This is a genomic window from Acinetobacter pragensis (genome assembly GCF_001605895.1).
Lineage (GTDB): Bacteria > Pseudomonadota > Gammaproteobacteria > Pseudomonadales > Moraxellaceae > Acinetobacter > Acinetobacter pragensis.
This window is the reverse complement of the sequence record NZ_LUAW01000031.1, coordinates 23365-43213: the sequence shown is the minus strand read 5'-3', so window position 1 is coordinate 43213 and position 19849 is coordinate 23365. Positions and strand designations below refer to the sequence as shown.

Genomic DNA, 19849 nt, shown 5'->3' with positions numbered 1-19849 from the left:
TTTWSTTSRMSCRKMAKRMKSMAGACGGGHHAGTYGKATTAAAASKGGRTAKGKACACGGTTTGGTACGTGATGGCGAAGGTCAGAAGATGTCTAAATCTAAGGGCAACGTGCTTGACCCACTCGACTTGATTGACGGTGTGGATCTTGAAACCTTGGTACAAAAACGTACCACTGGTTTAATGAACCCGAAACAAGCATCAAAAATTGAGAAATCAACGCGTAAAGAATTCCCAGAAGGTATTCAGTCTTACGGTACAGATGCGGTTCGTTTCACATTCTGTGCGCTTGCGAACACAGGCCGTGACATTAAGTTCGATATGAAACGTGTTGAAGGCTACCGTAACTTTGCCAACAAAATCTGGAACGCAACGCGTTTCGTGATGATGAACTGCGAAGAGCAAGTGATTGGGCAAGAAGCTCGCCAAGACCTTTGGGAATTGCCTGAACAATGGATCGTAAGCCGTCTGCAAAAAGCGGAAGCTGCGGTACACCAAGCATTTGCAACCTACCGTTTAGACTTAGCAGCGCAAGCGATTTACGAGTTCATTTGGAATGAATACTGTGACTGGTATGTAGAGCTGACTAAGCCAGTTCTAAATGACGAAAACGTATCGGTTGAGCGTAAAGCTGAAGTGCGTCGTGTTCTTCTTTCTGTGATGGAAGCGTCTTTACGTTTGGCTCATCCGTTGATGCCGTACCTAACAGAAGAAATCTGGCAAACGCTTGCACCGAAGTTAAACATTTCGGGCGAAACGATTATGCTTGCGGCGTACCCTGTTGCTGACCAAGCAAAAGTAAATGAGCAAGCTGAAGCAGATATGCAATGGCTGCAAGGTTTGATTGGTGCGGTGCGTAATATCCGTGGTGAGATGGGCTTAGGCAATGCGCGTTTGTTGCCTGTTCTTCTGCAAAACACCACTGATGCTGAAAAAGCGCGTATTGACCGTATTGAACCGTTGTTTAAAGCATTGGCAAAAGTTGAAAGCATTACTTTCCTTAGCGATGCTGAACAACCACCATTGTCTTCTTCATCTGTAGTGGGTCATGTGTCTGTATTCGTTCCAATGAAGGGTTTAATTGACCCGAAAGCGGAATTAGGCCGTCTGCAAAAAGACTTAGACAAAGTGCAAAAACAGCATGACCAGATTGCCACTAAACTGGGCAATGAAGGTTTTGTAGCGAAAGCACCTGCTGCTGTGGTTGAAGGCGAGAAAATAAAACTTGCTGAGTTTGCTGATCAGTTAGCGAAGATTAAAGCGAATATGGAGCAAATTGCAGCGCTTTAATTTATTGCTAAATTATTAAAATACAAGCTAAAATCCCCTCATCATTGAGGGGATTTTTAATGCCAATACTATATAGCTTAGAACAAAATAAAAGCTCTCTTAAATTTATTGATGATGATTTCAAACTACACGATAAAAATGTATATACTTTTTTAGTAGGCAAAAACTCTGTTGGAAAAAGTAGGCTTTTAAGAAGTATTATAATTCATGCTCTTGAAGAAAACAGATTTAATCAAATTATAGCTTTATCTAATACCCAATATCATAAATTCCCCTCATATCGTGAATTACCAAGTAAAGATATTTTTATTAATAGTAAATATATCAGACTAGCGTTTGAGGCTCGAACACCAATGTTTACAAGTGGATATGATTATAAAAAAAGAAATAATTATATTAATCCACAATTAGAATATATATTTAATTTCTTCGAAAAATACGAAATTAGATTCCGCAGAAACATAAGCACTAACCTTAACTTTACTCAATCTATTGAGGAATTTATAACCAAATCCTCTTTGAAAGAAAAAAATTATTATAACCTACTTACTATTCTCGATTTTTTGAAACTTGATCACTATGTTAAATGTTCTTTACTACCAATACACGGCTTTTCAATAAATGAAATTATTGAAAAAATTGAGAAGTATTTCCAAGAATCAAAAGATATCACTATTGAAGAGTTTGAGATTTTTCGAAATTTACGTGATAGCTTACATGATGTTAAGAGTTTAAAAACTTTTGATTTACTTCATTTAAGTACGTTCGAATTAAAAAGTATATCATTATTAATAGAATTAGGATTAGTAAGAGTACATAAGGTTTCTTTTTCTAAAGATAAAAATATATTTAATTATAGTGATTTAAGCTCCGGAGAGCTTTCAGTTTTAAGCTTAATTTTGGGACTAACAGCTACTATTACAGATGACTCATTAATCTGTATAGATGAACCTGAAATAAACTTACATCCTCAATGGCAAGAAAAAATAATCGAATTAATCGAACTAGTTTCAGAAAATTATTATGGTTGTCATTTTTTTATTGCTACCCACTCACCTCAATTAATTTCTGGAATTAAAGAAAATAACAGTTTTATTTTAGACTTATCAAATAATCAGTTAAAAAATATAGATTCATTTAAAAATAGATCTTCAGATTTTCAATTATCTGAGATTTTTAATTTCCCCGGAAACAACAATGAATACTTAATCAGAAAGTTAATTATTATTTTAAATAAATTAAATACTGAAATTGATTTCCACCTAGATGAAGAAAGTAAATCTCTGCTCGAAAACTTAAAAAAATTAATTAAATATGAAAAAATAGATAAAGAAGACAAAGTATTTATTCTATTCAATCTCATAGCTAGCTATAGAGGATGAAATGGAAATTTTTTTAATCCCCACAGAACTTAAACCCTTTGTAGATAGCTACGACAATATAAACTATCAGTTATGGAATGATGAAGAAAATAATAATGTTAAGAATTTTCGCTCATTAGTTCGTAATCATTATTTATTGGATCAAAAATTGACTTGCTTTTATTGTAAGCAATATATTTTTTCAACTAATGGATTACATTGGCAAGTAGAGCATATTTTACCAAAATCATTATTTCCCCAATTTTTATTTGATCCTAAAAACTTAATTGTAATCTGTCCAGATTGCAACAGAGAAAAAGGCGATCAAAATCCCCATGTAAACGGAGATAGAGCCTGTTCACAATCTAAGTATCCGCGTACAAGTGGTCGTTTTAAGATCATTCATCCTTTATATGATACATATGGAGATCATATCGAGAGAGTACCCGCAAATCATTGTGATTATCCTGACCATTATTTTTTAAAAGCTCATACCCCTAAAGGTAAAGCTACTGTAAAAATGTGTGACCTAAATCGTTTTTATCAGGAATTTGCAGGTTATCAAGATATGAAAGGAAAGCAAGTTGCATCATTAGATGAATTTATTGAAGAAAATGGGATAAATCTACTAACACGTGAACAAAAAATGGGATTAGTTCAAAAAATTATGGAAAGTATGTAACCCTCACCCCTGCTATCTCCCCTAGGGAGAGGGAGCGTCATTTGATTTAATCCCTGCATAAATTTCACAATGGCACTCCCTCTCCTGAGTAAGTTTTAAAGCACTGCTTTAAAATGAAACGCAAGTGAGGGTTAGGGAGAGGTGCTTTTAAATTTCTTTCATTATAAAGTCTCCCTCACCCTAGCCCTCTCCCCGAGGGAGAGGGAATTTTCCATTATTGGTTTTCTTTCAACTCACTACATATTTTCCATAAGTGTTCTAACACCACATCCGTCCGCCCCAACACCTCATGATTCCAATACCGCACAATCGTTAAACCCAAAGCCTCTAAAAACTTTGTCCGTTCAGCATCGTAGTCTTTTCCATCTTCCGTATTATGTTGGCTTCCGTCCAACTCAATCACCAAACCAATTTCATGACAGTAAAAATCCACAATATACTGTTTGATCACATGCTGACGACGAAATTTAAGATTCATAAAACGCTTGGCACGGAGTATTTGCCACATCAAATGTTCTGCATCGGTGGCGGTGTGGCGCATGGATTTAGCGAATATTAAAAGTTGGGGATCGAGTTTGTTATTCATTTTGGATTTAATTTTTTTTGAAAATTATAGCAGATAACCCTCACCCTAGCCCTCTCCCAAAGGGAGAGGGAATTTCCATTGTGAATTTTAATAACAATTCGATAGGTAACGTTCCCTCTCCTCCTAGGAGATGAGCAGCACTGCTGCGCAAGGGGAGAGGTGCTTTGAGGGAGAAAAGCTTTAAAGCACATTATTTTCTAACAACACCTCTACCCCACTCACTTTCCCCATATATTTCAAACGTTCTTTTTCCCACTTCACTTGTTCTTTGAGTGCCACTACATCAGCATCAATCACCTTATACACATCTTTTACCTGCATATTTTTAGCTTTAGGCCGGTCACTCCAATGCAAACTATCTGTAATATCATCTATTTGGCTTGCTAACTTTTGGCTTTGTGCTTCTAGCGCCATTTTATAAAACTTGAGATGCTCATCCGTTAAAACTTTCGGGCTTAAGCCTTTATTGGTTTCAAGCTGTAATTGCAATTTGAGTAAATAAAATAAATCCTGCTGATCATAAGCTTGGCTGACCACTTGAAACAGTTCCGTTTTTTTTATTTTTTTAGCTTCATCAGGTTCACGGTCAGGATGAATCATCGCAGTAATTTTTAAATACACGGTTTTTAAGGATTGCTCAGCTAACCTCTCTGCTTGCTCACGTTTTTGCTGTAAGCGTTTCCGTTGGTGTTCTTCTCTTTGCTGTTGATATTGCTCATTATCTTGCACATCATTCCATTGTTCAGCATCCCAATCATGATTCTGCCAATCTTCAAGCTCCGCAGTATTTTCTTGTGAAGCTTCATCAAAACTCTGCTGTGTATCTTTGGCTTTTTTCTTCTTTTTATTTTGGCTATGTGCCTTCGCTTGAGCATAAAACTGCGCGACTTCAGTCACTAAGTCCATTTGTGCTGTATTTAAGTTTTTTGATTTTTTCAGCGTTTGCGCAAGTTTCGTCAGTTTTGTATCTATTTGAGCTGTATCCGCTTTAGAAAAGTCTTCTTGCTGTAAATGCTGCCACAGCGCCTGCATTTGCTTGAACCACAGCCCATGCAAATCTGCATAAATCGGCACAAGTTTTAAGTGAATATAACTTTGAATATCAGTTTGAGCATTTTGCCAAAGCGCTAAATCTTGTTTCTGCTGTTCAATTTGATCAATCAGTTTATTCAGCTTTTTATGCTGCGGCGAAAGTGTTTGACTTGTTTCAGGCAATAAACTGATTTTTAAATCCAAAGACATAAGAAAACGCAAAGCAAAAAAATAATTATAGCCTAACTTTAGCCATGAAACCCAAAGCCTTAATCGGCCATAAATGCCATATCCGCCCCATGCGATAGTTGGCACAATCAAGACAACAATAAAATGAGCGTATTTAATGCCAACACAAGCAGATTTAATATTTAATCAAGAACTTGCCGCGTGGGTGCAAGCAGTCGGTTCCGTCATTGCCATTTTTGTGGCCATCAGTGTGCCGCTATATTTAAACCGTTTAGAACTGCAGCGTGACCGCGCATTGCAAAACATACAAAAGCAAAAATATTTCGTGACGCTCCTGCCCACGCTCTACCGCATTAAACGCTACAGTGACGATTTCTTAATGCAAATGCAGCAAAATAAGCAAAGCACCGAAAATATTTTGCATACCCTAGAAACCGAATATTTAGATCTCATTCCAGTCTTTGCCAAAGAACTGCATATTTTTGTGCACAGCCAAATATACGATGCCAATTTAAACCAGCTGGCCTTTGAGCTGTTCCATTCTGAAGAAATTCTGCAGCAGCATTTATTGCTGGCCAATGACCGCAAGCAAATTAAACATCAAGATGCTTTAGTCGCGCATGGTCAGCATATACACCGCCTGAGCATGACGTTAATTGAGCAGATAGAACAATATTATGAAGCATCTCCAAATCAAAAAGCCAAACCATGATTTCAGATCTGCATAACGGTTAATTTCAAGTCAAATGAACCTGAATAGTCTATTGTCATGGCATGCTTTAGGTTCGTTTCATCCGCCATCAATGTTTGCTAACATAGCGCCAAGCCATAATAATAATAATTTCTGATATTCCCTATGACCGATCATTTAAGAGCCAAATTCGAAAATATAGAATTAAACGCCGGACTGGGTAAAATCAGCGCCTTTATTTCTCTGACCCTCAGCCTGCTGTGTTTATTTGGTGCATTGTGCTTTCTATTTCCCAGCGTACTGACCACACCTGAACTGCGCCCGCTCTACAGCAAGCATTATGATTTATTCTATTTCAGCTTAATGGCCGGCATCACAATCAGCGCAGGCTTCGGCGCTTTCAGCGCTATTGTGCGGCAAAACCGCTATGGGTTTTATGGACTATGCTTGGCATTGGCTGCCGCCATTCTGGGCTGCGGCGTCATTCAGGCGCCCGTACTGCCCAGCGTTCCATTTTATGCAGGCTTCGATTATTTTGTGCTAACACTGGTCATTTTGGCACTGGTGTTTATTCCTCTGGAAGGCTTTTTCGCCAAAAATCCGCAGCAGAAGATTCTGCGTTCCGGCTGGATTACTGACATAAAATATTTCATGTTCAGCCACATCGGCATTCAGTTATTCAGCTTTTTAACTGTCATGCCTATTCAGTATTGGATTACCCATCTTCCGAGCAATCCTGTTGTGCCGTGGGTGCAAGCGCAGCCCATTTGGCTGCAGTTCATAGAATTGCTGATTGTAGTGGATTTCACCACTTACTGGCTGCACCGCGCAATGCACGAAGTGAATTTTTTATGGCGGTTTCATGCCATTCACCATTCGACAGAACATATGGACTGGCTGGCATCATCGCGCCTGCATATTGTGGAAGTGCTGATGACCCGCTTTATCGCCACCCTGCCTATTTTTCTTTTGGGTTTTCACACTTCTGCGGTCTTCGCCTATTTAATCTTTATTTCTTTTCATGCCATTTTTATTCATTCCAATGTGCGCTTCCGCTTTCCTTATTTGCGCTGGCTTATTGCCACACCTGAATTTCATCACTGGCATCACTCTTCGGAAAAGCCAGCCATCGATAAAAATTATGCGGCATTCATCCCCTTCTACGATGTCATTTTTAAAACAGTCTATATGCCCAACCATCTTGCCAGCATCTACGGTACGGTGGGTTACAAAATCCCCAACAGCTTTGTAAAGCAGTTTACCTGGCCCTTTAAAAAATACATGAAACGTTTTAAGCAGCGCTTTGGAAAGCCTAAAGAGCCATCCTGAATTTAGCCCTGCCTTGATTCAGGCTGCAATTCTGCTTTGACACAGTGCGCGCGCCTTATACCGGCGCACCGCAAATTCAGTTTCATCTTGCAAATCTGAGCTTTTGCGAAGACCTCAAATATGCAGCAAATTAAAATGCCTAATATTTAGGCATGATTTTTCACTAAAGAACCGCTTATTCCAATTCAGCCAATATATCAGCCCTTTGTACGGCACAATCAAATAATCATTTACCACATTGTTTTATATAATAAATATAATTTATTCAGCACCACGCTGCCGCTTTAAATATTGATCTTTTGTCTAATGCAGTACATCAGGAATCACTTGCTGGCATGTATTGTGCTGTACTTTCCTGATATTTTTTATTCATCAAAAACTTTTTAAATCCTAGACAGTTACCGTTAACAAATCGTAAAAAAATTTGCTTGAGCAATCCTTCAAATCTCGCTTAAGATGAAAACTGGTGTATTTTTTATACATAAAAGAAAACATCTTTTGCACCGAATTGATGGAATGACTCCATCGTAAATTAAAGCAATCGATGAGCATGCAATAAAAAGGAGTTTTGCTTATGACACATAAACGCGCCATGGCCTCGCTGTTCTGCGCAAGCGCCCTCATGATCGGCCTAAGCGCCTGCAGCGACAACAAAGCGCCCGCAACTGAAAAAGCTTCTGGCAGTGAAGCTGCCGCTGCTTCAGATTCCGGCACACTGGATAAAATTAAGAAGTCAGGCACTATTGTTTTGGGGTACCGCGACTCATCCATTCCATTCTCTTATATTTCAGATGATCCAAATCAGCCGGTCGGCTATGCGCATGACCTGCAGCTGAAAGTGGTTGAAGCCGTTAAAAAGCAATTAAACATGCCGGACTTGAAAGTCCGCTATAACTTGGTTACCAGCCAAAACCGCATTCCATTGGTGTCTAATGGCACTGTAGATTTAGAATGCGGCTCTACCACCAACAACAAAGAACGCCAGCAGCAAGTTGCTTTCTCGACGGGTTATTTTGAAGTCGGTTCCCGCCTGCTGACAGCCAAAGATTCGGGTATAAAAGACTTTGCTGACCTAAAAGGCAAAAAACTGGTCACCACTGCAGGCACGACCTCGGAACGCTATATCCGCCAGCATGAAAAAGAGCTGGGCATTGGCGAAGTCATTTCGGCCAAAGACCATGCGGAATCTTTCTTAATGCTTCAAAATGGCCGCGCAGCTGCCTTTATGATGGATGACATTCTGCTTGCCGGTGAAAAATCAAAAGCGAAAGATCCGAATCACTGGGAAATTGTCGGCACTGCGCCAATTCATGAAATTTATGGATGCATGATGCGTAAAGGCGATACAGGCTTTAAGCAAGTCGTTGACAATGCGATTAAAGCGACCTACAGCTCTGGCGAAATCAATCAGATGTACAAGAAATGGTTCCAGTCACCAATTCCGCCTAAAAACATTAACCTGAACTTTGAAATGTCCGATCAGCTTAAAGCGCTTATCAGCAACCCGCATGATCGTGACGAATAATCATCCCTAAACATTGTGTATATGCTTAAGCCAAAAGGAATTTGGCTTAAGCTGAAAAGGGAGTTCCTATGAATTATAGCTGGAATTGGGGTGTGCTTTTTCAGTCCACCGGTGTAGGTGATTCTACTTACCTGAATTGGATTTTAATTGGCTTAGGCTGGCTGTTTGTCATTGCGCTGGTGGCTTGGAGCATTGCTATGGTGCTCGGAAGCATCTTAGGCATCATGCGCACATTGCCCAGCCCTGTTGCGCGCGGCATCGGTACTGCCTACGTGACTATTTTCCGGAATGTACCGTTATTAATTCAATTATTTATCTGGTTTTATGTGGTGCCTAATTTTCTGCCGGCGGGAATTAAAAACTGGTGGATGAATGATTTAGGCGCAAATACTACAGCACTCATTTCTGCCAGTGTCGGGCTTGGCCTATTTACGGCTGCCCGCGTCTGTGAACAGGTGCGTACCGGTATTGAAGCTTTGCCTGTAGGACAGACCAATGCTGGATATGCCATGGGCTTTTCAACAGCCCAGCTGTACCGCTATGTCATTTTACCGCAGTCATTCCGCACTATTTTACCGCCGCTCAGTTCTGAACTGACCAACTGCGTAAAAAATACCTCAGTGGCTTCTTTGGTTGGCGTTGCAGAAATTATTTCACAAATGAAAACCATCAGTGAATATACGCAAAACACCATCGAAATTTATACCTTTGTCACCATTATTTTCATGGTCATTAATGTTTGCCTGATTGGCTTTATGACCTATCTGGAAAAACGCTTGCGGGTTCCCGGCTTAATTGCAGGAGATAAATAATGGACTGGCTTACTTCATTTATTCAAGATTTTCAGCAGTCTGCGCCTGCGCTGTGGCATGGTTTAAGCATCACATTAAAGGTCGTTATTTCGGCCACTATTGGCGGGGTTTTTATTGGCACGCTTCTGGCGCTGATGCGTTTGTCGTCCATCAAAATCCTGAATGTATTTGCAAAAGGCTATGTGAACCTATTCCGCTCCATTCCGTTACTGCTGGTGCTGATGTGGTTCTATTTTGCCGTGCCCTTCATCTATACCGGCATTACCGGCAATTACCTGACTATCGATACGGCGCTGGTGTCCAGTATTGTCGCCTTTATGCTGTTTGAAGCCGCGTATTTCTCTGAAATTGTGCGTGCCGGCATTCAGTCTATTCCCAAAGGGCAGACTTCCGCGGCCTATGCCTTAGGCATGAGCTACAGCCAGTCCATGCGGCTGATTGTTCTGCCGCAGGCTTTTCGGAAAATGACGCCTTTATTGCTGCAGCAGACCATTATCCTGTTTCAGGATTCCACTATGGTATATGCCATTGGGCTTTTGGACTTTTTCCGCACCAACTACGTCCGCGGCGACTTAATGTCTCTGCTGACTCAATATATTCTATTCGCTGGCTTGGTATATTTCACCATCAGCATGATCGCAACGTATGCAGTTAAAAAATTGCAAAGGAGGTTAAGTGTATGACAGATCAAAAAGTAATGATTGACCTCCAAAATGTCAGCAAATGGTATAAAGACTTTCAGGTGCTGACTGACTGCACCACGCAAATTAAGCAAGGCGAAGTGGTCGTGGTCTGCGGCCCATCCGGTTCAGGCAAATCAACACTGATTAAAACCGTCAATGGACTGGAACCGTTTCAGGCCGGCAAAATTCTGGTAGACGGCATTTCCATTAATGACCCGAAAACTGACCTGAATAAACTGCGCAGCCGTGTGGGCATGGTGTTTCAGCATTTTGAGCTGTTTCCGCATTTGTCCATTACTGAAAACCTCACCATTGCACAAATTAAAGTATTAGGCCGTTCTGAAGCGGAAGCCAAGAAAAAAGGCTTGGCCTATTTAGACCGCGTCGGCCTAAGCGCGCATGCTGCGAAGTTTCCGGCTCAGCTTTCAGGCGGCCAGCAGCAGCGGGTTGCTATCGCCCGCGCGCTCTGCATGGACCCTATTGCTATGCTGTTTGATGAGCCAACCTCTGCATTAGACCCTGAAATGATTAATGAAGTGCTTGATGTCATGGTGGGCTTAGCCAAAGAAGGTATGACCATGATGTGTGTAACCCATGAGATGGGTTTTGCCCGCCAAGTCGCGAACCGCGTGATTTTTATGGATCAGGGAAAAATTGTCGAAGACTGTACTCAAGATGAATTCTTTAATACACAGCGCGGCGAACGTGCTCAGCAGTTCCTGAATAAGATTTTGCATTAATTTTTTTGCAAAGCTTAAGCTAAAAAAGCAGATCAGATGATCTGCTTTTTTTAGCATTTTTACATGCCTGCTGTTTCTATTCTAAAACAAGACGTGCATTCTGCGGCTGTACAGGACGGTTATTGGGATGCTCCAACTGCTGTTCAAAAGCGTGCAACTGCTGCGCAGAAACTGTCTGAATCTCTTTAAGGACAATCCAACGTACACCTTCTGTACACGGCGGCGTAGTCAATGAACCGTTAAAACGGTAATACGCCAATCTCTTCGGTAAAATTTCCGCTGCATTAATTTTACGATTAAGCTGTACTGCATTTTCCGATTTAGGCATGTGCCGAAGCACTGTGTTTAATGCCTTATTTTCTTGACCCTGTTTATACAGCAGCGCAACGACCGCCAATTCGCCCTGCGCATTCGCATGTACCAAATGCAGCTCTAACGGGTACTGCTTGCCATGCAGCCAGTTTTCACTGGGGGTATGAATATGAAATTGCTTCAATTCGAATGGCTGCCCATCTATAACCACTGATGCGCCTGAATTAAAATCGACTTGCAGCGTCAGTTCATTCACCTTAATTTGCTTAGCCTGTGTGCGATAATTAAATTTTAAAGGCGCCAGTTTTGCATCTACGCCTCTTTCAATATTGATTGGAGACTGATTCTGCCCTGCGCAGCTGCCGTAATGCGGATCTAAGCTTGACCAATGAATGGGTGCAGTCTGTCCTGAATAGCTCCACAGCGCGCCTGTTTGTTCTGCGGCCGGCAGTGCTGAACTGATTAAAAATAAAGAAAAGGCTGTTAGGCTCTTATACATTGTTAAATTCTCATGATTTATCTATTAAAATTGCCCGTACAGCGTGCAAGACCAGCAGTAAAATTTCAAAACCAAAGCTTCCAATGCTGTTAAAGTTTGTATCTTAAATCACCGGCTTTGCTTGGCCTTGAACTGTAATTGACTTATCTCGGTGCATTTTGCATTTACAGCCCTTAAAATTTTGTATTTTGCTGATGCAGCTGCTATTAATTAAATTGGGAACAATCATGCACCTTTGCAAAACACTGAAATAGAATCTACTGTTTAATAAATATAAATATATGAAATAAAATAAATTTATAGGATTTACTCATCACAACAAATGCACCAAAAAAGAGCATTTTATATCTATTTGCTTTATATCGAGTCTTGTATATTTTTAGTCTGAATTAATCAAAATTTCCCTTAATCAATCCTCTTTTCGAAATCGCCCGCATCGATATACTGGGTTTCTTTTGTGACACTACGCACTAAATTAGGACTCACAATGCAAAATATTGACTTACTTTTTCTCCTCCTTGGTGCAGTTTTAGTGCTTGCAATGCATGCCGGTTTTGCCTTTCTTGAACTCGGCACGGTACGGCATAAAAACCAAGTGAATGCGCTCAGTAAAATTTTGACGGACTTCTCCCTCTCCGCCATAGCTTATTTTTTTGTTGGCTATTACATCTCTTACGGTCAGCATTTTTTCCATGCAGGCGCAACACTCGCTGCCGATCATGGCTATAACTTAATGCGCTGTTTCTTTCTGCTGACCTTTGCCGCGGCCATTCCCGCCATCATTTCAGGCGGTATTGCGGAACGGGCTAAAATGCGTTCTCAAGCTATTGCCACTTTGCTGTTGGTTGCCCTGATTTACCCTTTCTTTGAAGGCATGATCTGGAACAGCAACTTTGGCTTTCAAGGCTGGCTAGAACGTACTTTTGGCGCAAGCTTCCATGACTTTGCCGGCTCAGTTGTCGTTCACGCAATGGGCGGATGGATTGCGCTGGCTGCAGTACTGTTGCTTGGCCCGCGCTATGGCCGCTATAAAAAAGATGGCCGCATCAGTGCGCATCCGCCCTCTTCTATTCCTTTTTTAGCTTTAGGTTCATGGATTTTAATTGTCGGCTGGTTTGGCTTTAATGTCATGAGCGCACAGCGTTTAGATGCTATTTCAGGACTGGTTGCCATTAACTCTTTAATGGCTATGGTCGGCGGAACAATTTCCGCAAATTTCATGGGCAAAAATGACCCAGGCTTTTTGCATAACGGCCCATTGGCTGGCCTCGTCGCTATTTGCGCAGGTTCCGATATTGTTCATCCAGTCGGCGCGCTGATCATTGGCGCTGCTGCAGGCCTCATTTTTGTCAAACTGTTTACCTATACGCAAAATAAGTTAAAAGTTGATGATGTTTTAGGTGTTTGGCCTTTGCATGGGGTTTGCGGCGCATTTGGCGGAATCGCTGTCGGTATTTTCGGTCAGCAATGGCTGGGAGGCTTAGGCGGCGTCTCTTTAATTTCTCAGCTCTTGGGTACTTTACTGGCAATCTGCATAGCGCTCGCTGGCGGCTTTATTGTTTATGGCGGACTGAAAGCAGTCATGGGGATTCGCCTGAGCCAAGAAGAAGAATTTCGCGGCGCAGATCTTTCTATTCACCGCATTAGCGCCAATTCTGAAGACGCAATGTTCTGATTAAAATTCTGCAAACAAATGAAGGCCAAGCAGCGAAATGCAGCCGCTTGGCCTTCATGCAACCCTCTGCTTATACTGTCTGCTTTTTATGCACACTGATTATCAATCTAAAAATGTCCAGATCTGATCCAGCTGCTGTATGCGGTTGGAAATCATATACTGATTTGTGGTGTGAAAGCCTTCCAGCAATATCGCCTGCATGCCGGCGCCTAAAGCGCCCTGCACATCATTAATCGGATGATCACCAATAAATAAGCAGCGCTCAGGCGCAATTCCCAGTTTTGCACTGGTCTGCAGAAAAATTTCAGGCTTCGGTTTACTGATGCCAGCCAATTCAGAACTGACAATTTCATCAAAATAATTCGTAAAGCCCAAACCCTGTAAAATACTCAGCCGTGTGGCATGACCGCCATTGGAAATCACCGCCAATTTAAATTGCTGTTTTAGCCCCTGCAGCAGCGCTTCTGCACCCGGCATAGCAACAGCATTGCGGCCAAAGTGATCAAACCAGAATTTTGTCAGCTCATCAAAGTCTGGAACAGCGCGCCAGCTCAGCTGCTGCTGCAGGGCATAAGCCACCGATGCGCCTATGCTGGGATGCGTCAGCAATTCTTTTTTCGGGTAGCCGCCATTATCGATACGGTTGATAATGCGCTGAATTTTGGGCAAATCTATATTCAGCAGGCTTGCAGCAAAGTGCTGTGCGAGGAATTGGCTATAAGCGCTGACACTCTGACCGCGATGAGTCAACGTATTGTCCAAATCAAATAATACGGCTTGTATGCTCATAAAAGTGAATGTGCTAAAGGCATGCTTGAACCAACTGTAGCACAATTGGCTGCCGCACCTATTCCGCATGTCAGATAAACATATCTGCAGGCTGAAAATAGCAGATGGCCTTCCCAAAATTTAAGCGCAATTTAAGCTAATGTTGCTGCAATGAAGCATCATTTTAATAATTGTTTTTTCATGACCGATCAACAGCGATTTCTTTTCATTCAAGCCTGCCTTTTATTTTTTTGCTTTGCTGTGCTTTGGGTATTTTTTCCTGTCGGCGGCGCACTGGATTTAAGCCTGATTGAGCCTTGGATGAATAAAACCGGTGAATTTCCGCTGCGGAATGACTGGTCATTAGCGGTACTGAATCACAGCTGGGTTAAAAATGTGCTGATTGGGGCCTATATCATCATTTTTATAAAATGGATTGCTTCTTTTAAATATCAGCCCTTAAAAGCCCGCCGTTTTGAATTTGGCTATTTCTTTTGGGTGGCAATGCTTTGCACCGCGGTGGTTGGCCTCCTGAAATCTCAGTCAGCACATGCTTGTCCATGGTCAATGACAGCCTCACTGCCGCATGGCTTTTTATGGGTGCTGAAAAATGAAAATGGACATTGCTTTCCAGGCGGCCATGCTTCTACGGGATTTGCCTTTATGACCGGCTATTTCGCCTACCGCCTGTCGCATCCAAAGCGCGCCTACTTCTTCCTTTGTTCCGGTTTTATTCTCGGTTTTGCAATGGGCTGGGCGCAAATGATGCGCGGCGCGCACTTCCTCAGTCACAATTTATGGACTGCATGGATAGTGTGGCTGGTGAATGTAGTTTTCTATGGCATTTTTTATCAACGCATAAGCCAATACAGACACAACTCCGTCCATACTGACCAGCAAAAAAATGCCGCGGCGCTTCAGCCAAATCTCAAATAATGATTGATCTCAGCATTCGCCTAGAAAACAGATCGACCATCAAAACGGTTCAATAAACACGCTTCAGCGGCGCAAGGCGTTGAGAGGCAAGCTGACATTCACTTGCAGGCCGCCCAAGCTGGCGCTGCTGCTGAAGCTCAATGAACCATGCAAGCGCTCAACGGCCTTATCGACAATTGACAGTCCCAGCCCGCTGCCCACTTCTTGATGGTGATGCACACGGTAAAACCGTTTTAAAATTTGCGTATGCAAAGCTGGATCGATTCCCGGTCCGCTGTCTTCAATTTGAATAACCGCCATTCCATTCTGCGGGTACACCGAAACATTGATGACGCCATAATTCGGCGTGTACTTAATGGCATTATCTATCAGGTTATAAATGACAGAATATACTGCCGATTCCTGCGTATTCAATTCTAAGATTTCATTGCGTTCCATGCCCAAATCTATTTCTTTTTGCATGGCCAAATTCATTAAAGACTCTACACAGTTCACAGCCGTTTCATTTAACAAAAAGGCATGGCTGCTTTCCAGCTCAGGCAAAAAAGCATCCTGTTTTGCCAAACTCAGCAGCTGCGCGACCAAATGCTGCATTCGAACTAAACCCAAGGCCAAATTGTTTAATGCCTTATGTTCCGGAAACTCCTGCAGCAAGACTTTAATTTGCAAATTTAAAGCGGTAATCGGTGTGCGCAGCTCATGCGCGGCATCGGCAATGAATTGACGCTGTTCCTGCTGTGCAGTCGAAATCCGTTCAAACAGATTGTTCATTTCGTCAATGGTAGGCGCAATTTCAACAGGATAATCACCCGATTCAATCGGGCGCAGTTCTTTGGAATCACGCTGCGTCAATTCAGATTTAAAGTCGTCCAGCGGCTGTAAAATCCGGCTGATCATCCAGCCCAGCCCCCAAAGTACAAACGGCATAAACAGCAAGTAAGGAATAAACATGCTTCCGGCCAGCTCTAAGGCCAAATTTTGGCGCACAGCCTGCTGCTGGCTGACCTGAATCTGATAATCTTTTAATGGCAAAACATAAGTGCGCCATATGCCGTTGGGTGTTTGATGCGTATAAAAGCCAGCTTTTTCAATCGGCTGAATCAGCAGATTGAATTCATGAGATTGATGTGTCTGCTCGGTATAAGGCCAGACATCAACAAATAAGTCTTCTTCATGATAATGCTTTGCAGGATCAAATTGACTCTGCATGGGTTCTGGTGAATGCGCAGCCACGCGTTCAGCCAGATTCTTCATTTGCGCATCTAAAATTTCATTGCTTTCTTCCAGCGAAATTTTATAAGCAGAAAACATCAGCAGGCAGCCTAAAACCAAGCTGAAAAAAGACGTGTAAATAATCAGCTTTCGCTTTAACGAGTTGCCTGTCAGCAGCGCCATAATTTGCGTGATCCTAAGTGTTTAGAGCTGCCCCAGACGGTAACCCAAGCCTCGAATGGTCCGAATAAAATCTTTACCCAGTTTATTGCGCAAATGATGCACATAAACCTCAATGGTGTTGCTGTTGATTTCACTGTCATAGTCATACAGCTTGTCTTCCAAATTAGATTTGGAGAAAATTTTATTGGGGTGCATGACCAAAGGAAGCAAGATTGCCCATTCACGGTTGGATAAATCAATATACTCACCTTTGAACTTGACCAAGTGCTGCTCCACATCCAGCACTAAATCGCCATGCGTTAAAGTCGACTGGCTGTTTTGCAGCTGCGCTTTACCGCTGCGGCGCAGCAGAGCATTCAAGCGCGCCAGCAATTCATCAAATTCATAGGGTTTAATTAAATAATCATCGGCGCCATGATTCAGGCCGTCTACCCGCTGCTGCAGCTGATCGCGGGCTGAAATAATCAATACGGGAAGCACCGGATAATTTTGCCGGATTTGTTTCAGCACTTGCATGCCGTCCATCATCGGCAGGCCTAAATCCAGCAATACGGCATCAATAGGTTCCTGCTGGATTTGTTTGAGGCCGTCAATGCCGTTATTGACCCAGACAACTTCAAAACCTTGATACTTCAGCAAGGTTTGAGTGGATTCCGCAATCATAAAGTCATCTTCAATGATCAATATTTTATTCATGTATTAGATACTCGCTTTGCCTGCCGGCGCGCAGTTTTGAAGCATATCATTCTTTTCATCAATCACTTGGGTTTGTATATCCAACAGGCTCAGCAGGCTTGGAAATAGATTGTCCTGACTTAATTCTTTGCTTTTTTGCGCACTAAGGCAAGTCATTTGCTGCTGATTTTTTGCTTTCCATTCTGCAGAAAACCACATCAGCATCGGCACATGCGTTTGCTGCTCAGGGGCAATGGCATAAGGCGCGCCATGCAAATACATGCCATGCTCACCAGTCGATTCACCATGATCAGACAAATACCAAAAACCGGTTTGATATTTTTTGACGCCCTGCAATTCATGGATGATGCTGCTGAGCACATGATCTGTATAGATAATTGAATTATCATAAGAATTAATCAACGACTCGGTAGAACAGCCTTGAATGGCATTGGTATCGCAAGTCGGCTTGAAGGGCTGATACGGCGCTTCACTGCGGGCATAGTAAGCGGGGCCATGACTGCCCATCTGATGCAGCACAATTAAGCGCGGTGCAGCGTCATTGGCAGGAATCGCTTGAATATACTGTTTCAGGCCATCAACTAAAATTTCATCATGGCATTCCCCACTTGCGCCGCTGCACCATTTCTTTTTCAATTCAGGGCTGAACTGAACTTGCTCAATACGGTTGCAGGCGCCTTTACAGCCTGAATTATTGTCCAGCCAAGCCACTTTGTAGCCTGCGCGCTTAGCAATATCCAATAAGCCTTCCCGATGGCTGGCCAGCTTTGCATCATACTCTTTGCGCGGCATACCCGAAAACATGCACGGTACAGATACTGCTGTTGCTGTGCCGCAAGAGCTCACCTGACTGAAGTTAATAATATCCAATTGAGATAATTCAGGATTGGTATTCTTTGCATAACCATTTAGCGCAAAACTTTCTGCCCGCGCTGTTTCTCCCACCACCAATACCATCAGTTTTGGCTTTTCAGCATTTGTAACTCCTACGCTGCGGTGCGCATCTACCCCATAAGAAACCAGAGGAAAATTCTGTTCAGGCGATTGATGGCGGTAATACGACAGACTTGAAGCAATCGCATTTTGCGGTGAGAGCATGCCTTTTAAATCGCGGTGTTCACGAAAAATTGCAGCATAATCTACATAAAAAATAAACAGCATCCCACCAATGACAGCAAAAGAAGCCACAATATTCAGCATTTTTTTCAGCAGTACTTTTGATGCTTTTTCTTTCTGAATAGGAATAAGGAATAAAACGCCAATCGGCAGCATCACCATGCACACCGTCCAAAACAGCAGCCGAATAGATGCCAAGTCTTTCATTTCATTCGGATCTGTTTGCATTGCGTTCTGAATCTGATCAGGTGAAATCACCACTCCCAAACTGGACACAAAATATGCGCTGAATCCGCCAATAAACAGCCAGACCGCAGCCAGCGCCTTAGCGTTCCAGCGCCATTGCAGCAGCTGCAGCAGCACGTTATAAAGCGCAATCACGACCGCCACCGTCGCCGCAATAAACAGCTGTGCTTTTATTCCATGATATGGCGTGAGCGCCTGAATTTTTTCATAAAAGGTTAAATTCAGTGCAAGACCCAGCCACAGCGCTACAAAAAAATTAAATTGTGCTAATGAAATAGGCGGTATTTTTTTCTTCAGTACAGATAATCTTGTCAGCATCTCTATATATCATTGGCATTTACAGATACTGCTACCTTAAATTCGTAAACTTAAAACTGGCTTAATTCTGCTTCTGGCAAGTCTTTGACACGTGTATGCACCTTTGAAATGCTTATTTTTCAGCAGACACTTCAATTTAATACTGGTATCAACACTGCACGCATTCATCAGCAGCATTTAGCCTGTAAAAATTTCCAGCCCCATTCGGCCAATTAAAAACAGCAGCAGAATAAAGAAAAAAATTCGGATAAAACCGCTGCCGTAACGCAGCGCCAAAAAGGTACCGCAGATAGAACCGGCGATATTGCATAGCGCCACCATGCTGCCGATCATCCAAAGTACATGCCCAGAAGGAATAAAGAACAATAAAGACGCGCTGAATGTGCCCAAATTGACCAGCTTGGCCGATGCAGAAGCATTCAAAAAATCAAATCCGAAAACTTTCACAAACAAGAAAAGCAAAAAACTGCCGCTGCCGGGGCCAAATACACCGTCATAAAAACCAATCAGCGCGCCAAAGCCAATTCCCAGCATGATTTGTTTTTTCCCGCACTGAATTTGCGTGTGCAGCTTGCCCAGATCCTTTTTGATAAAGGTATAAACTGCCATCACAATCAGCAGAAAAAATACCGCATATTGCATCAAAGCCTTTGGAATGTAAGCCACAGACATTGCGCCAAAAAAGGCAAAGACAAAGGCCGCCAGCATAGTCGGCAGCAGCAACGCCCAAACAATTTTTATCCTCTGCATATAACTGAAGAACGATGAAAAGGTTCCCGCTAAAACTGCCAGTTTATTGGTGCCGAAAACTGTCGCAAGGCTGTATTGAGGCAAGGCATGCATCAAAGCCGGTAATTGAACAAGCCCTCCGCCGCCCACAGCGGCATCAATCAATCCGCCGCAAAATGCAAAAAAGCCTAACGCGATAAATACTGGTTCAATATCCATATTGAAATATGCGCAAAATATA

Annotated in this window: 18 protein-coding genes and 1 pseudogene; 11 read left to right on the top strand and 8 right to left on the bottom strand. The window is 42.4% G+C overall.

From position 1 onward, the window contains the following. The 3 genes and pseudogenes from AZH43_RS13365 to AZH43_RS13355 all read left to right on the top strand — a co-directional run. Positions 1-1288, top strand: a pseudogene (locus tag AZH43_RS13365) (class I tRNA ligase family protein); the annotation flags it as partial. A gap of 59 nt (positions 1289-1347) precedes the next feature. Then, positions 1348-2670 (top strand): AAA family ATPase, encoded by a 1323-nt coding sequence (locus tag AZH43_RS13360; protein ID WP_067670494.1) that lies wholly within the window; start codon positions 1348-1350, stop codon positions 2668-2670. Position 2671: 1 nt separating this feature from the next. Then, the gene (locus AZH43_RS13355; RefSeq protein WP_067670492.1) at positions 2672-3331 is read left to right on the top strand and encodes an HNH endonuclease; all 660 of its coding nucleotides are present in this window, start codon (positions 2672-2674) and stop codon (positions 3329-3331) included. Positions 3332-3545: 214 nt separating this feature from the next. Here the strand turns inward: AZH43_RS13355 and AZH43_RS13350 are convergent, their stop codons facing one another. Continuing rightward, positions 3546-3917: an endonuclease domain-containing protein gene (locus AZH43_RS13350; RefSeq protein WP_067670490.1), complete on the bottom strand. Its 372-nt coding sequence runs from the start codon at positions 3915-3917 to the stop codon at positions 3546-3548. Positions 3918-4097: 180 nt separating this feature from the next. After that, a complete protein-coding gene (locus AZH43_RS13345) occupies positions 4098-5159 on the bottom strand; it encodes a molecular chaperone DnaJ (RefSeq protein ID WP_067670496.1) in 1062 nt (353 codons plus the stop codon). A gap of 136 nt (positions 5160-5295) precedes the next feature. Between AZH43_RS13345 and AZH43_RS13340 the strand changes: the two genes are divergently transcribed. The 6 genes from AZH43_RS13340 (at position 5296) to AZH43_RS13315 (ending at position 10918) form a co-directional block, all read left to right on the top strand. Next, positions 5296-5850 (top strand): hypothetical protein, encoded by a 555-nt coding sequence (locus tag AZH43_RS13340; protein ID WP_067670488.1) that lies wholly within the window; start codon positions 5296-5298, stop codon positions 5848-5850. 144 nt (positions 5851-5994) lie between these two features. Further along, complete coding sequence (locus AZH43_RS13335; RefSeq protein WP_067670486.1) at positions 5995-7158, top strand: sterol desaturase family protein; 1164 nt, start codon at positions 5995-5997, stop codon at positions 7156-7158. Positions 7159-7732: 574 nt separating this feature from the next. Next, positions 7733-8683, top strand: coding sequence for a transporter substrate-binding domain-containing protein (locus AZH43_RS13330; RefSeq protein WP_067670484.1), 951 nt, complete (start codon positions 7733-7735; stop codon positions 8681-8683). A 68-nt stretch (positions 8684-8751) separates the two neighbouring features. Then, the gene (locus tag AZH43_RS13325; protein ID WP_067670482.1) at positions 8752-9495 is read left to right on the top strand and encodes an amino acid ABC transporter permease; all 744 of its coding nucleotides are present in this window, start codon (positions 8752-8754) and stop codon (positions 9493-9495) included. Beyond that, on the top strand, positions 9495-10178 hold the full coding sequence (locus AZH43_RS13320; protein ID WP_067670481.1) for an ABC transporter permease subunit: 684 nt from the start codon (positions 9495-9497) through the stop codon (positions 10176-10178). Before AZH43_RS13325 ends, AZH43_RS13320 begins: the two co-directional genes overlap by 1 nt. A 14-nt stretch (positions 10179-10192) precedes the next feature. Continuing rightward, a complete protein-coding gene (locus tag AZH43_RS13315) occupies positions 10193-10918 on the top strand; it encodes an amino acid ABC transporter ATP-binding protein (protein WP_171254471.1) in 726 nt (241 codons plus the stop codon). Between the two features lie 76 nt (positions 10919-10994). On the opposite strand, the gene AZH43_RS13310 is transcribed toward AZH43_RS13315, so the two are convergent. Then, positions 10995-11729 carry a carbonic anhydrase gene (locus AZH43_RS13310; protein ID WP_067670477.1) on the bottom strand — a complete coding sequence of 245 codons (735 nt, stop codon included), beginning with the start codon at positions 11727-11729 and terminating at the stop codon, positions 10995-10997. Between the two features lie 487 nt (positions 11730-12216). On the opposite strand from AZH43_RS13310, the gene AZH43_RS13305 reads away from it, so the two are divergent. Beyond that, positions 12217-13404 (top strand): ammonium transporter, encoded by a 1188-nt coding sequence (locus tag AZH43_RS13305; protein WP_067670475.1) that lies wholly within the window; start codon positions 12217-12219, stop codon positions 13402-13404. 102 nt (positions 13405-13506) lie between these two features. On the opposite strand, the gene AZH43_RS13300 is transcribed toward AZH43_RS13305, so the two are convergent. Continuing rightward, positions 13507-14193 (bottom strand): HAD family hydrolase, encoded by a 687-nt coding sequence (locus AZH43_RS13300; RefSeq protein ID WP_067670473.1) that lies wholly within the window; start codon positions 14191-14193, stop codon positions 13507-13509. A 180-nt stretch (positions 14194-14373) separates the two neighbouring features. Between AZH43_RS13300 and AZH43_RS13295 the strand changes: the two genes are divergently transcribed. Then, positions 14374-15108 carry a phosphatase PAP2 family protein gene (locus AZH43_RS13295; protein ID WP_067670471.1) on the top strand — a complete coding sequence of 245 codons (735 nt, stop codon included), beginning with the start codon at positions 14374-14376 and terminating at the stop codon, positions 15106-15108. Positions 15109-15171: 63 nt separating this feature from the next. On the opposite strand, the gene AZH43_RS13290 is transcribed toward AZH43_RS13295, so the two are convergent. From AZH43_RS13290 to AZH43_RS13275, 4 genes are all read right to left on the bottom strand, one after another. Next, complete coding sequence (locus AZH43_RS13290; RefSeq protein ID WP_067670469.1) at positions 15172-16503, bottom strand: ATP-binding protein; 1332 nt, start codon at positions 16501-16503, stop codon at positions 15172-15174. A 21-nt stretch (positions 16504-16524) separates the two neighbouring features. Next, complete coding sequence (locus AZH43_RS13285) at positions 16525-17199, bottom strand: response regulator transcription factor (protein WP_067670467.1); 675 nt, start codon at positions 17197-17199, stop codon at positions 16525-16527. A gap of 3 nt (positions 17200-17202) precedes the next feature. Next, complete coding sequence (locus AZH43_RS13280; RefSeq protein ID WP_067670465.1) at positions 17203-18879, bottom strand: phosphoethanolamine transferase; 1677 nt, start codon at positions 18877-18879, stop codon at positions 17203-17205. Positions 18880-19056: 177 nt separating this feature from the next. Next, positions 19057-19827, bottom strand: a complete 771-nt coding sequence (locus AZH43_RS13275; protein WP_067670463.1) for a sulfite exporter TauE/SafE family protein — start codon at positions 19825-19827, stop codon at positions 19057-19059. Between the last annotated feature and the right edge of the window lie 22 nt (positions 19828-19849).